The sequence below is a fragment of the Arthrobacter psychrochitiniphilus genome (genome assembly GCF_003185915.1).
In the GTDB taxonomy this organism is placed as follows: domain Bacteria; phylum Actinomycetota; class Actinomycetes; order Actinomycetales; family Micrococcaceae; genus Specibacter; species Specibacter psychrochitiniphilus.
On record NZ_QHLZ01000001.1, the window covers coordinates 616270 to 630099 of the forward strand.

At 59.6% G+C, this 13830-nt stretch carries 16 protein-coding genes; 12 read left to right on the forward strand and 4 right to left on the reverse strand.

All coding sequences use genetic code 11. From position 1 onward, the window contains the following. Positions 1–99 precede the first annotated feature (99 nt). The 5 genes from CVS29_RS02640 (at position 100) to CVS29_RS02660 (ending at position 5146) form a co-directional block, all read left to right on the forward strand. Positions 100–480 (forward strand): MerR family transcriptional regulator, encoded by a 381-nt coding sequence (locus CVS29_RS02640; RefSeq protein WP_245932017.1) that lies wholly within the window; start codon positions 100–102, stop codon positions 478–480. A 123-nt stretch (positions 481–603) separates the two neighbouring features. Next, positions 604–1401, forward strand: coding sequence for a tryptophan-rich sensory protein (locus CVS29_RS02645; protein ID WP_110104749.1), 798 nt, complete (start codon positions 604–606; stop codon positions 1399–1401). Positions 1402–1531: 130 nt separating this feature from the next. After that, positions 1532–3154, forward strand: a complete 1623-nt coding sequence (locus CVS29_RS02650) for an amidohydrolase (protein WP_211315078.1) — start codon at positions 1532–1534, stop codon at positions 3152–3154. Positions 3155–3214: 60 nt separating this feature from the next. After that, positions 3215–3913: a hypothetical protein gene (locus tag CVS29_RS02655; protein ID WP_146212973.1), complete on the forward strand. Its 699-nt coding sequence runs from the start codon at positions 3215–3217 to the stop codon at positions 3911–3913. A gap of 129 nt (positions 3914–4042) precedes the next feature. Next, positions 4043–5146 carry a pyridoxal-phosphate-dependent aminotransferase family protein gene (locus tag CVS29_RS02660; protein ID WP_110104752.1) on the forward strand — a complete coding sequence of 368 codons (1104 nt, stop codon included), beginning with the start codon at positions 4043–4045 and terminating at the stop codon, positions 5144–5146. A gap of 134 nt (positions 5147–5280) precedes the next feature. On the opposite strand, the gene CVS29_RS02665 is transcribed toward CVS29_RS02660, so the two are convergent. Continuing rightward, a complete protein-coding gene (locus CVS29_RS02665; protein ID WP_110104753.1) occupies positions 5281–7059 on the reverse strand; it encodes a discoidin domain-containing protein in 1779 nt (592 codons plus the stop codon). 96 nt (positions 7060–7155) lie between these two features. Then, positions 7156–7335 (reverse strand): discoidin domain-containing protein, encoded by a 180-nt coding sequence (locus tag CVS29_RS02670; RefSeq protein ID WP_170120873.1) that lies wholly within the window; start codon positions 7333–7335, stop codon positions 7156–7158. On the opposite strand from CVS29_RS02670, the gene CVS29_RS02675 reads away from it, so the two are divergent. Both CVS29_RS02675 and CVS29_RS02680 read left to right on the forward strand, forming a co-directional pair. Continuing rightward, positions 7320–8471 (forward strand): discoidin domain-containing protein, encoded by a 1152-nt coding sequence (locus tag CVS29_RS02675; protein WP_110104755.1) that lies wholly within the window; start codon positions 7320–7322, stop codon positions 8469–8471. The genes CVS29_RS02670 and CVS29_RS02675 overlap by 16 nt on opposite strands. Then, positions 8452–8865, forward strand: coding sequence for a PT domain-containing protein (locus CVS29_RS02680; protein WP_110104756.1), 414 nt, complete (start codon positions 8452–8454; stop codon positions 8863–8865). Before CVS29_RS02675 ends, CVS29_RS02680 begins: the two co-directional genes overlap by 20 nt. Positions 8866–8945: 80 nt before the next feature. On the opposite strand, the gene CVS29_RS02685 is transcribed toward CVS29_RS02680, so the two are convergent. After that, positions 8946–9623 carry a hypothetical protein gene (locus CVS29_RS02685; protein ID WP_146212974.1) on the reverse strand — a complete coding sequence of 226 codons (678 nt, stop codon included), beginning with the start codon at positions 9621–9623 and terminating at the stop codon, positions 8946–8948. Positions 9624–9750: 127 nt separating this feature from the next. Between CVS29_RS02685 and CVS29_RS02690 the strand changes: the two genes are divergently transcribed. From CVS29_RS02690 to CVS29_RS02705, 5 genes are all read left to right on the forward strand, one after another. Then, positions 9751–10233 carry a DUF6941 family protein gene (locus CVS29_RS02690; protein ID WP_110104758.1) on the forward strand — a complete coding sequence of 161 codons (483 nt, stop codon included), beginning with the start codon at positions 9751–9753 and terminating at the stop codon, positions 10231–10233. Positions 10234–10355: 122 nt separating this feature from the next. Then, a complete protein-coding gene (locus tag CVS29_RS18335) occupies positions 10356–10523 on the forward strand; it encodes a hypothetical protein (RefSeq protein WP_170120874.1) in 168 nt (55 codons plus the stop codon). Positions 10524–10700: 177 nt separating this feature from the next. Further along, the gene (locus tag CVS29_RS02695; protein WP_146212975.1) at positions 10701–10931 is read left to right on the forward strand and encodes a hypothetical protein; all 231 of its coding nucleotides are present in this window, start codon (positions 10701–10703) and stop codon (positions 10929–10931) included. Positions 10932–11108: 177 nt separating this feature from the next. Beyond that, positions 11109–11237 carry a hypothetical protein gene (locus tag CVS29_RS19050; protein WP_257032404.1) on the forward strand — a complete coding sequence of 43 codons (129 nt, stop codon included), beginning with the start codon at positions 11109–11111 and terminating at the stop codon, positions 11235–11237. 190 nt (positions 11238–11427) lie between these two features. Next, positions 11428–12012, forward strand: coding sequence for a hypothetical protein (locus CVS29_RS02705; RefSeq protein WP_110104760.1), 585 nt, complete (start codon positions 11428–11430; stop codon positions 12010–12012). 65 nt (positions 12013–12077) lie between these two features. Here CVS29_RS02705 and CVS29_RS02710 read toward each other — a convergent pair whose 3' ends face one another. Beyond that, a complete protein-coding gene (locus CVS29_RS02710) occupies positions 12078–13802 on the reverse strand; it encodes an ABC transporter family substrate-binding protein (RefSeq protein WP_179442364.1) in 1725 nt (574 codons plus the stop codon). Positions 13803–13830: the final 28 nt, after the last annotated feature.

Sequence of the window (13830 nt, forward strand, 5' to 3'; positions counted from 1 at the left end):
TCCATTCATGATGAGAAAAAGCCCAGTCAGCGCTGCGCCCGTTAAACCCTACCTTAACGTAATGGTAGGGTTTGTCGCAGAATGAGGAGTGACCCACCCATGACTGAACGTGAGGCCATCACCATGCACATCGGAGAACTGGCGGAGCGCACCGGCTTGTCCCTGCGAACCATAAGGCACTACGACGACGTAGGCCTCCTCCCAGCGACCGCGCGGACCGAGGGCGGCTTCCGCCTGTATACCGAGGCCGACCACGAACGGCTCTTAACGATTATGGCTATGAAACCCCTGGGGTTCTCTTTGGAGGAAATGGCGGAGATGCTCTCTCTTCTTCCCGCCCTCACCGACAACCTAGGCAATGACTGTGCCGCAACAACAGAACGCTTGGAATTCTTTCGCAACCGAGCCACCCACCAGCGCGAAAAGATGATTCGTAACCTGGCCGCTGCCGATCAATTCATTGCATCATTCGGCGGCTGATCTCCGCCCACAACCCAGGCACCAGCTTCAAGGCTCCCGAATTTTCTGGGTTGGCGCGTAACTGTAGGATCAACGCCATAGCTAAAGGCATATGCACAGCAAAAATCTGAAGGGGATGGCACCATGAGCGCACCAACAATCCGAAGATCAAGTGATCTAACGCGGCAACTTGTGGTGGCCACCAGCGCCGTCATTGCTGTTGTAGGTTCCTTCATTGGATCCGGCGCAGCAGGTGGCACCCCCATTCAGAATGCCTCCAACGGGGCCTTGGCTGCCGATGCCACACTCATCGCCCCAGGCGGCTCCGCCTTCTCCATCTGGAGCGTGATCTACCTTGGATTAATGGCCTACGCGGTGTGGCAGTTCCTGCCCGCCCAAAAAACCTCAGAACGCCACCGCCTTCTGGGCTACTGGGCCGCGGCCTCCCTCATCCTGAACGCGGCTTGGATCCTCAGTATCCAATTTGATCAGCTCTGGCTCAGTGTCCCCATCATCATCTTTTTGCTTGCCGTGCTCTCACGAATTTTTGTCCTCCTGTTACACAACAAACCACGCAACACCCTCGATGCAGTGCTCACTGACGGCACCATGGGCTTGTACTTGGGTTGGGTGTGCGTGGCCACAGCCGCCAATATTTCCGCCGTCCTAGTAGCAGCCGGATTTGCTGGCTGGGGGCTAGCGGCCAACGCCTGGGCCGTTCTGGTCCTTGCCGTTGCTGCAGCAGTCGGTATTGCCCTGGCCCTGTACGGCCGCGGCCGGCTCTCCCCCTCCGTTTCTCTATGCTGGGGCTTGGCCTGGGTAGCCATAGCACGGACCAACGGGGACCTCGTGTCCACGCCAGCTGCGGTGACAGCCGCCGTCGGGGTGGTAGCGGTACTAGCCGTCACTATTATTACGCGCATCAAGGCCATCCGGGGCTAGCATAGGGGGCATGTGCGCAGCCTGTGATTTAACGCCGAAACCCCCTCAGCTCAAGTCCACGGCCCCGCCGGCACTATCTTCAGCGCCAAGCGGTGAAGTACCTGGCGCTGCAAGGCCAACCACAGCTGCGTTGAACCCCGCCTACTGGCAGGATGAACACGGCGATGCCGAGATGCTCATCAGCGGTGGTCCCATCATTACCATGGACCCGAACCGTCCCGACGCCGAGGCCGTTGCCATCCGTGAAGGCCGGATACTTGCGGTGGGCACTATGGAAGAGCTGCGTGGGCTCGCCGGCCCCGGGACAGAACGGGTGAACCTTGATGGGCGCACGCTGCTGCCCGGGCTCATCGATCCGCACATGCATTCCTCCATGGTCCAGCTCAATGACTGGGTCAATATCAGTCCCATGAACACGCCCACAGTTGATGAGGTCTTTACCGCGCTTCGCAACGCCCCTGCTACATCAACAGGGTGGGTTTTGGCTCAACAGTTTGATCCGAGCATCACCGAAGGCCACCCCGTCTTGACCTTGGAGGTCCTTGACAGGCTGGTTCCAGACCGGCCGCTTTTGGTGTTGGAAAGCAATGGACACATTGCCTATGTGAACTCGGCAGCTTTGGCCCGGGCAGGGGTGGATAAGAATTCTGTTGACCCGCCGGCTGGCCGCTACACCCGTGATGACCGCGGCGAGCTCACAGGCCGCCTCGAAGAGTCTTCAGCCTTGGCTGCCTTTTCCCAAGGCCTGCCGTTTGTCACGGGGGATGCTGCCACAGCACGCATCCGTGACCTGCTGTGGCATGCCGCTAGCAAAGGTGTCACGCTCCTGCACGATTGTGGGATCGGATCCATTGACGGCACCGCGGATCTGGCTGGGCTTGAGCAGGTGCTCGACGCCGATTCGCCCGTACGTTACCGGGGCATGCTCGTCTCTACGGCCTACGATGCGTGGATGGGAATGGGGCTGCGGCCAGGATTCGGCACTGACCTGTTCAGGGTGGATGGCATCAAGGCGTGGTCCGACGGCTCAAATCAAGCAGGCACCGGATTCCAACGCGAACCCTACCTGGGCCAAAAAAGCCGCGGTTCCTTGAACTATTCACCGGAGGAACTGGCAGGGGTGGTTCTGCGCGCCCACACCGATGGGTGGCAGCTTGGGGTACACGCCAACGGCGACGCCGCTATTGACGTCACCATCGATGCTTTTGAACAAGCCTTGAAAGCCCATCCCCGTGCCAATCACCGCCACCGGATTGAACACTGCAGCGTGATGCGTCCGGAACACATTCAAAGGATGGTTGAGCTGGGGCTCTCGCCATCGTTTCTGATTGGCCATGTCCGTTGGTGGGGCAAAGCCTTCCAGGACCGGCTTCTTGGCCCGGAAAGGACTGCCTTCTACGATCCGTGTGCCTCGGCGCTCAGCGCTGGGCTGCGGATTTCCTTGCACAGTGATTGGAATGTGACCCCGCTGGAACCCTTGCGCTATGTCCAGGACGCTGCCACCAGAATCATGGCTGAGGGTGGGGAGGTGCTGAACGCCAGTGAACGCATTAGTGTGGAGGCCGCGCTGCGGGCTGTCACCCTTGACGCCGCCTGGCAGTGCGGCGCTGACACCATCACCGGTTCCTTGGAGCGAGGCAAGTACGCCGATCTGCTGATGCTGGAGGAGAACCCGTTGGAAGTAGCTCCCACCTCCATTGAGAGCATTGCCATCTCCCAAACGTTCCTGGCCGGCAAGGCCTGTATCCGCTAGCGGTTTCCCTCACCATGAGGAAATTGGGATGCAGGCACCCTTGGCAAGTACCCTCTTTTCATGACTGCTGACAAAGCCCCGGACACTAACCCAACGTCCGCCCCCACACCCCTGGCTCCTGGTGAGGGGAAACGCACGTCAACTGGAGAATTCGCGCCGGTGGCAGCCGTGGGGTTCGTATTCTTGATTCTGCGGATTTTTGCCGTCTCCGGGTATGACTGGGAAACGGCGTTCGCCGTCAGCACCACCTTGAGCTTGAGCGATGGGCTGGCCCTTGTCTTTGGCTCACTCATGGCAGGGCATGTCCTGGTGCAAATCCTGCTGATCATTGTTCTGCCGTTGCTTATTGCCACATTTTTATGGTCCTCGAGCGGACACCGGGCCACAGTCTTATTAGCCACCACACTGGGCAGTGTCACTCTGATCGCCTTGACAGTCAGCTTCAAAATTTGGTGGTTGCCGCTGGCAACCGCAGCTGTTTTTGGAGTCTTTGCGCTCACCCGCGCCCTCCCGGTCAAGCACTGGCTACGGCGCGGGTTTGGGGTGGCCATGGCTGGCGTTGGTGGGGTCACCGCAGTTGCAGTGCTGATAGTTGCCGCTTTCATCCAGACCCCGTGGGTCCCGCATGAAGCCATCATGACAACCCACGGCCCCGTCAGTGGCTATGTCCTCAGCGTGGATTCGGGATATCTCAACGTTTTGACTGATGAACACGAGTTTGTCATTTTGAATAGCTCAGATGTGATTTCACGCAAATAGCGCAGCACACTCAGGACGGACCAAGGTAGCCAGGGTCAACTGTAGGTAATCCCAAGTGGTGCGCCTATCCTAGGCAAACAGGCAACGCCTGTATCCCTTGCACCCAGGACCGCCACCGAAGGAGCACCCGTGACCACCACCCTCACTTACCGCCACCTCTTTGGCCCTGGCCCCAGCAATTGTTATCCGGAGGCGATCTCCGCTCTGGGTAATCCGGTGCTGGGGCACCTTGATCCGCTCTTCCTGGAAATCATGGACAGCGCCTGCCAAGGCCTGCGTCAGGTCTGGGGAACCACCAACAGCCGCACCCTACCTCTCAGTGGTACCGGTTCTGCCGGCATGGAAGCGGCGTTCGTGAACGCGGTAGGTCCGGGGGACGTTGCGGTGGTTGCCGTCAACGGCATGTTCGGTGCCCGCATGTGCGAGGTTGCCCGGCGCACTGGTGCACAAGTGGTGCGTGTGGAACATCCTTGGGGCACGCCCATTGACCCGGAACGCGTGGCCGCAGCCCATCCGAGTCCCAAGGTCATTGCTGCGGTCCACGCAGAAACCTCCACCGGGGTGCTCTCTGACATTGCCGCTCTGGGTCAGCTCAAGGGCGATGCCCTCCTGATCGCCGACGCCGTCACCTCCATCGGAGGCCTGGAACTGTACGCCGATAAGTGGGGCATTGACGTTGGCTATGCTGGCACACAAAAGTGCCTTGGCGTGCCGCCGGGCTTGTCACCCTTCACCATTTCCGATGCCGCCTTTGAACTGCGCATCAAGGACCCGCAATCCTGGTATTTGGACCTGGGCCTGCTAGGTGGCTATGTGGGCAGTGCCAGCGGTAGCCGCCGCACCTATCATCACACCGCGCCGGTCACCATGATTGCCAGCCTTGAGGCTGGCGTAAACCGAGTCCTTCAAGAGGGGCTCGGCACAGTTCAGGCCCGTCATGTGGCCGCCGGCCTGGCACTTCAGGACGGTTTGGAAGAGATGGGCTTGGATCTGTTTGCCGCAGCAGGGAGCAGGCTCCCGAGCCTGACCACGGTCAAGGTGCCCGACGGCGTGGACTCGGCTGCCGTACGCGCCTACCTGCTGGAGCGATTCAACATTGAGATTGGTGCGGGGGTGGGTGAGTTCGCCTCCTCCGTGTGGCGAATTGGCATGATGGGGCCCAACGCCAACCCCGCATCCGTGACGCTGGTTCTTGGTGCTCTGAAGGAAGCCCTCGCCAAAGCAGGGCGCTGAGAAGGAAAATGGCTGTGGCCCCCACCATTTTGTGGGTGCCACAGCCATTTTTAGTACCTATTTCTTGTTCTAGTGACTACGTCGCTGCCTGCTGCGGTTCCGTGTAACCACCACCCCCAGTCCGGCTAGCAGCATCAGGCCTGCGAAGGCTGCCAAGACTTGCAGCCTTGAATCGAGCCCCGCGCTGGCCAAATCATCCACGCCGGCACCTGACGGGGTACTCGAAGCTGGAGCACTCGAGGCCTGCGATCCGCCGGCGGCGGGCGTTGCGGCACCAGTGGTTGGACTACCGCCCGGAGTGGTGGCAGGAGACCGGTGACCATGCCATTGGCGTCTACGGAGGCAACAGGCTCTTCACCGGCCACGGCTTGAACCTCCCATGTGGCTTCCACAGCAGCAAACGCGGCCGGGCTACCTGTAGCAGCCAGCTGAACCGTATCTCCCGGATGAGCAATATTGTTCGCTGACCGCTGCAGCATTCCGGTCTCTTGAGTCACGTCCACAGCCGCTAGCCGCTGCGGCAATGGCGCATTCGCACCCAGGACACGCAGCTCAGAGATGGCATGGCAACCCAGAGTGTCGTTCGCCAGCCTGCCAGCGCTCATTACGAACCTGACCTTTTTGGTAGTCACTGCACCGAATTGCACCACATTCTTTCCTTGTGCCGGCTGGGCCGGTGTTGCTGTTGCAGCAGGAACGTCCTTCCAAGTGGCACCATCCAAGTACTGAACCTTCACCGCCGCAGGTGCTGCAGCCCCGGAATCAACGAACGCGTAAAACTCTGCGGCAGAGACTCTCCTTGCTGCGCCAAAGTCAACCGTGATGGTGTCCTCGGCACGTGGGGCTGCAATCCAGTTGGTCCAGAGGTTCTTTGTCTCTCCGCTGCTGGCGTTGGCAATGATGCCGTCATTGACCTTGCTGAGCGAGTCTCCGCCGCCTGCGTTGGAATACGTTGCCGTAACAATGGTCTTCGGGTTCGCCGAGGCCAAGGCTAAGTTGCGGTTTAGTTCGCCGGCGTAGCCGGCCACGTTTTCCAGCCCGGCAAACTCTTCAGTACCCACACCGGTGAACTTCACCCGGATGTGACGTGCGGACACGGTGGAGCTGAACGTCAACGAACCGGTGGAGCTGGCAGTCGCAGGAACAGCATTCCAAGCAGTTCCATCCAAGGAGGTTTCAACCTGGAAATTCGGGGCTGAATCCTTCGCCAACGTCACGTCAATGCCGTTGAGGTCAAACACGGCACCAAGATCTGCACTCCACATGGGTGCGCTCTCCCCCTTAGCCGAATGCCAGGCAGTAGCTTCTGCGGTGTCATTGCCCAAGGCTGCAGCGGCCCCGTCTGCTGATGAGGTTGCTGTGCTGGACTTGCGTGCCACCACGTCAGCCACGGGGAAGCCAAGTGTCTCGAAGTTGTACATGCCCACGGGTGATTCATCGGTTGAACCGCCCACAATGGAAATGCGCACATACCGGGCCACTGCACTGAATGCGTCCTGGCTCTCATTCCCCGCCACAGTATTGGAGCTCTTGTCCGCGACCGTGTAGTAATTTTCCCCGTCATTGGAAACTTCAATGGTGTATTGGTAAGCCTTGCTGCCATCGAGCCATGTCACCAAGGTAGAAGTGAGCTGGTGGCGGGCACCCAAGTCCACTGACCACCAGGTGTTCCCTCCACGGCCGCCTTGCCAGTATTGCGCCGGGTTGCCATTACTAGCCACGGCCGGCTCATGTCCTGGTGCAAAGTTGGAGGCCATCACACCGAGCTTTTCCTGGACAATGTCCAAGGACGCAGGGGCAGAACTTTCCGATCCCAACAGTTTGAACTCGGCCACCCCGGCCACACCGCTGGCAGCATTTTCCGGGAACACCACACGTACGTAGCATCCGGACCGCAGCCAGTTATCAATCACCTTCTCGGCAGCGTCATGGTTCCCGGATTTATCCAGTGCCGTGTCCCAGACAATGCCGTCTTCGGAATACTGGATCAGGTATGGGTAGGCTCCCGTTTAGTCCCAGACCAGCGTGGAGCCGGTCAGATCATGGCGCTTCTTCAAATCAAGTATCAGCCAGGAGGTTCCTTCCGCCGGACCGGACTTCCAAGAGGTGCCAAGGTTCTGATCCACGGCAGCCCCAGCGGTGGTTCCTGCTGCGGAGCTCGAAGCGGTTGCGGTTGAGCCGATGGCCACGTTGGTTCCGGAGGCCCGCCTCCGATATTTACACCTCCTGGCGTCCAGGGGTCTTCCCCAACAAGGATTGGACCGTACCGGCAGCCCAGAAGGCCCAGACGTACCCCGAACCCAGCCCGGACTGGATCACGGGATCCTCCTTTGCTATTTGGAGCGATGCACCGGCACGGCAAACTGAAGAACAAGTCACTGCTGGTATTCGGCTTCCCCTGCGTGCCATGGCTGAGCGTGTCTGGAACCCGAGCGGCTCCACCGCCAGCTACGCGGATTGGTTGGCACGGGTTGAAGCCATAGGCACCCAGCCTGCTGCTGCCGACTTGTCCACAGCACCGGCTCTGGAATTGACCAAGACAGCAACCGCCACCCGCGCAGGATCTTCCGTTACTGGCGACCTTGAGGAAGGAGATGAGATTTCTTGGCAGGTACTGGCCACTAATACCGGTTCCACCGCCGTAAAGGCCACAGTCAGCGATGACCTTAGCGATGTCCTGGATGAAGTGAGCCTGACAGTGGCACCCACCGTGGCGATCACTGATGCGGACGGCACCGTGGTGCGTGAGCCCGGTATCAACGCGGCGTTCAAAAGGTCCGTGACCGCTTCCGGGCAAGAGGTAGCCAATCAGTGGGGGCCTGCTCTCGCTGTGGATGGCATCACGAGCGGACCATCCGGCGCCCAAGGTTCGCGTTGGTCTTCCAACGGAGCGGATGATGCGTGGCTCGCCGTGGAATTGGCTGAGCCCACCATGGTTGATCACGTGAGTATTTATTGGGAAGAGGCTTGTGCAGCCAAGTACCGCATCGATGTCTCAACGGACGGCGTCGTGTGGGTCCCGGCCACGGCAGAGATCACACCGGTCTGCGGCAGCGTGGACCGGCAATCCCTGACAGTGACCGAGCGGGTCTCCTTTGTCCGCATGCAGGGCCTGGACCGTACTCCTATTGGCGGCAAGAAATACGGGATGTCCCTGTGGGAAATGCAGGTCTGGACCGGTCCTGAGCGCGGCGCCATCACCAACCCGGCACTCCTCGATGAGGCTCTGTTGACCTGGGCGGGTCTGTTGGAGCCCGGACACACAGCAACCTTGGAATACCGTGGCGTGGTCACTGACGCGGGCAATGGCAGCATCCTCAAATAGGGCAACTCTGAGCTCTCCGTACTACCCCGGTTTCAGTGTCAAAGCCAGCACAGAGAATGTTTTGGCAGTTGATGAGCCCACAGTCGAGCCAACAGTGGAGTCCTCCAATAAGCCGACAGTGGAGCCGACTATGCTCCCCAGTGACGAGTCCACCGATAAGCCCACGGTGGAGCCCAGCGATAAGCCGAGCGAAACAGCGGTAGCCAGCGCCACGCCGTCGTCCTCGGTGACCACAGGCACGTCCCCGGCACCTGAGACGAGCCAGGCGGCCTCGGAAGGCGATGGCCTCGCCAGCACGGGCGCCAACGCGGGCACATTGTTCGGCGCAGCCCTATTCCTGATGGGTGTTGGAGTACTCTTCATCCTCCGGCGCAGGAAAGCCAGCCATAACTAGCAGGCAGGCGCAGAACTAGACGCTATTGGCGGCTGTCCCATCCGGGACGGCCGCCAACAGTGTCTAAGCGTCAATATTGTTTACGGACGGGATTCGAGCATCGTCTGGACGGTTTCCTTGGCAGCGCATTCCATGGACCGCTTGCCAGTGTGGCCGGCAATAATGTTGAACTCTTCCGGCAGCGTCCCTGATTCATTGCATAGAGTCACTCGGATCACAGTTCGGAGAGGTTTGCGGTAACTGCCCCGGAGCGGAATCCGGCGGCGCACCACGGACAACTGCTCAATGTTCTTCCAAGGCAATTGCCACACAGACGTAATGCCCGGAACACGGCACCAAAAGCTCATTCCGGAGCTGTCAGTGGAAATGGCCACGCCGGGGCGGGCCTGCGTGTCATCAGGGACCAGAGAAACGCCTAGTGCCGGGATTGGTGTGTGGGGAGAAAAGAAGGTGCCCGCAGAGCCGTAGACGCAAGTATTTGGAGCCAGCGCTTGAACGTCGCTGCAGAGCCGGGAAAGATCCTTCTTCGCACGGGCGTTGATGGCCATCCAAGAAGCACCGCCAGCAACAATGATCGTTACGGCCAGCAGAATCAACGCCTTAGCCGCAAGATGTTCGCGCTGGCCGGACCCCACAAGTATCACGAGAATGGCAGCACCCACGGCTACAGTGACGGCAGCGCTCACTACCGCTCTCAAAATGGTGCGTAGCCAATCAGCCCGCCTCGCCTTGCCAATACTGCGTTGTTGCTCAACCATTCCCAGCCTACCGTCAAACATTGCTCTCATCTTCGCCACGTCACCGCGTGGCGAGTGCCGCTCCAGTGTAACGGGAACCAACAGCGCTCACCGGACGTGGTTGGATGGGCTTTATGGAGATTTCCACATGAGCGATCATTCAAGCGCCGGCGCCAGCATCATCATTGCCGACTTCGTCAACATCGACGCGGCCGGAAAGGTCAATATCATTGGTGGCGGGATCCAATTCCTAGGCTTTGACCCCGACACCGGAATGAGCGCACCGTTCTCACTCTTTGTGAGCGTCACCGTCAGTATTCCCGCCTTCGATTCAACCCAAGCCGTGGTGGAGGTGGCACTTGTGGACACTGACGGCCGTCCCGTCTCAGTACCGGCAAGCGAGGGCCCCAACGTGTTGCACTTCAAACAGCAAGTGGACTTCCGGCACACCATGGCTCCTAACATGCAGCCGCCACCCATGGGCTTCCCGGGCTGCTCCAACGTGGTGCTGAACTTCCCGGGCGGGTTGCCGTTGCCCACGGGCTCCACCTATGAATGGGTTGTGATGCTCGACGGCGCACGGCTCTCCTCCAGCACCTTCTTCGTGCCGGGGATTGCTGACGGCCAATAGCGCCTCAGTGCTATTGGGCGCGGACGGGCCCGGCATTGCTTGCCGTAACCTGCGGATCCGCTGGCGGTGTCCAGTCCCCGGCAGGCCTAGCCCTGGCCGCGCGGCAGGCGTTAGTGTGAAGCATGAGCAAGCATCCAGATTTTGATGACAGCGAACTAATTCACGAGCCTACAACGCCGGACCGGCTGGCTGAGGTTTATTCCGAGATGGTGACCCCGGACATCGCAGAGATGAACGATCACGCAGCCACCCTGGAGGAAGAAGCCAAGAGAGAGCCGGATCGGCTCTAGCAAGATCCTGACCCGGCTGGCATTCTTCTTCTGAGCCTCTGAGCACTGAGCCTCTGAGCACTGGCTCGGGTGGCAGCAGCATGAGTGAACCTTTCACGGCTTGCAGTGTTACGGCCCAGCTAGTAAGGACTCGATGGGGGGACTGCTTTGATGGGTCTGCTCGCGTAGTGTTATTGGATGCGACCCAACCATGGAATGTTCAGCTGGAAAACGACGCGCTTGCTCTTCTCCATTGGGAGTTTCGTTGCCATGGCTGGAATTCTCCGACTCGTGACTGCGGGCTCGTGGGTGTACATCTTGTTCGTCCTGCTCGGGCTTGCTCTCGTGGCCCTGTCCACCCGCGGTCCATGGGATAGCGAAGCCAGCGGGCGCAATCGTTCCGTTGTGGGATTTCGGGTCCGTCAGTAGCAAGGCAGCATCAACGGACGCACGTCATTGCGCCAAGAGAAAAGAACTCTAGGGTTTTATTCGCCTTCTGGGAACGAGGGCGAACGGTCATGGCAGCGGAGGTGTCAGTGGCCCCCTTGAGGTGCACTCCCGCAGTTTAGACGGACCACCGGAAAATCCTGCGACATTGACTGGCTCATGGAACACGACTGGCTGGGGCGTGGGGATGCCATGGCCTTGGTGCAGGTGATCAAGAACGGTCCCTCGATCAGTGAGAAGCACGTTGGCACGGGCGGAGTTCGCCCAGACCAGATGAGCGAACTCTAGCTGGATGGGAAAAATAGCCGGGCGCTCTCACCGGCTCCTATCCTTCCCCTGTGCCGGGGTCAGCGATGTGAGTACGCAAACGGCCCCGGCCCACCGTTGACGGGTCCACCGCAGAACATCTGGCCGTATTGCGCCTTTGAGTACTTGCTTCCCACACCTTGCCCACCACCTCTGGCATTCTTGAAGTACCATGGCAGCTACTCCGCGCACCCCACAAACACTCATCTACTCCACACCAACTCGGGTTCTAGGTGCGGTGACGTGGACATTGTGCATCTTTTTGTCAGTGAATCTGATCCTGACCGGAACGGTGCAAGCCATTTGGGGATTTTTGCCATGGCTGCTGCTGGTTGGCTGGACCATCTACATTCTGTTGTGGCGCCCCTGCCTACAAATCACCTCCGACAGCATTCTGGTCCGCAATATTCTGCGCGAGCACACCATCCCCTTCAGCGAGCTCACCGCCGTCCGCGTCCTGCAAACCACCAGCTTTGACACCACCGCGGGAAGGATTCCCAGTTGGGGAGCCCCCAGCACCGGAAAACTGGGCCCCCGCGCCCTCACCATCCCGCACACCAAGGTTGTCATTCAGGCGGCGTGGGACGCCTGGGAACTGCGGCAACCAGAGATGGACGACGGCGCGGCCGCCTCCGCGCCCCACCGCCCAACCGCTCAGCCCCACCCACCAACAGCGGTGACCCGGCGCTGGAACGTGGTCCCCGTCGTCGTAGGTGTCTTGAGCGTAGGGCTGGTTCTTGCCAGCGTGCTGAGCTAAGCCAAAAGCCCGGCCCACCCATGAAGGGTGAGGCCGGGCCTTTGTTGAGCTTGAAGCGGGTTGGGTTAGCTCTTGAATCCGATGCTGGTCCAATCCATGGATTCGAACTGGGCGGCACCGTAGTTGACCAGTCCTGTCTTGACGCCCAAGGTGTTCGGAGTGGGTGTCAGCGGGATGACAGGGGTGTAGGCGAAGATTGTCTTGTCAATCTCGTTGGCCAGTTCAATGCGCTTGGCGGGATCCAGTTCCGCATTGGCAGCGGCCCACATCTCACCGAGCTTGACATCAGTAATTCCGGTGAAGTTCTGCCCAGCATCGGCAGGGTAGAAGATCGATTCGGCGGCGGCAACCGGGAAGGCGGTCCCGGACCAGGCGAAGCCGGTCAGCTGGAAGTTGGACTTGAGCACGTAGTCAGAGAAGAACTTATCCGCTGGGACCGTGTCATTTTTGAGCGAAATACCCACAACTTTCAGGTTTGCCTGAATCTGCTTGAAAATTTGTTCAGAAACAGGGTTGTTGGCGTCCAAGGTGTAAATAAGTTCCAGCTTGGCACCATCTTTTTCCATCACCCCGTCGGAGCCCTTGGTGTACCCGGCTTCCTTGAGCAGTGCCTCCGATTTGGCGGTGTCATAGCCAATGACGGCCGTTGCATCGTCCTCGTAGCCCTTCTGACCAGGCATGAAGATGTAGCTGTTTTGATTGGCCACGGGGGCGCCGATAGGAGCTAGGCGGCTGGCGGAAATAGTGTCCCTGTCAATGGCGCGTGCCACGGCCTGGCGGACCTTCACATCTGCCAGCGGACCCTTGGAACCGTTCATTGTCACATGGTTCCAGGTCAAACCACCGGACTGCTGAATGGCGCCGTCTGCGCGCTTCTTGGCGGTGTCATAGTTGTCCTTGTTGGTGCCAATGATGACAGCATCAAGTTCCTTGTTGGCGTAAGCCTGGGCGAGGGCATCGCGGGAGATGACCTTCATGATGATCTTCTCCAACTTGGGCTTTTGCCCCCACCACTTGTCATTGGGGACCAGGGTGACCACTTGTCCGGTGGTGTCCACCGTACCCACCTTGAACGGGCCCGTGGAAGGCAGCGGCTTGGACTTGTAGCCCTCGTTGAAAGCCTTCACATCGGAGGCAACGGCTGCGGGCAGCACTGCTGCGGTGGCGGTCCCTGCCGTGCTGCTGCCCAGAATTGAGGCCCAGTCAGCATTCTTGTTCTTGAAGGTGATCTTAAAGTTGAAGTCGGTGTCCTCCTTGGTGACAGTATCAATGTCTTTGAAGACGTTGTCTCCCACAATTTGGTAGTCCTTGTTGGTGCCATTATTGGCCTTGATGGTAGCCGCGTAGTCCTTGTACGTGATGGGTGTGCCGTCTTCCCACACTGCTTTGGGGTTCAGTTTCACTTCCACAACCTGCGGGTCCTCGCTGAGCAGCTTCACCTCGGTGGCATAGTTGGGGTCCACTGCCCAACCGCCGTCCACCGTGGTACGGACCGGGGCGCCCATAGTGGGATCCAGAATCTCGCCTCCGGCCTTGACGTTGCCATCAATCTGGAGTGTGTTCCAGTTATCCGGCAACTGGTCAACAGCCAGAGTCAAGGTGCCACCGTCCTTAACGGAAGCATAATCAGCGCTTACCCATGCGGTGGTGGGCAGGGTGGCGGTCTCAGCAGCGCCCTTGCTGCTGTCCACGGTGGGCTTGTTATCGCCTCCGCCGCCAGCGCTACAACCTGTCATGGCCAGGGCAACCGCCAAAACGCCGGCTCCCACCATCTTGTTAATATTTTTCATTTCTTCCTCCCATTGAATGGTCCCCGGC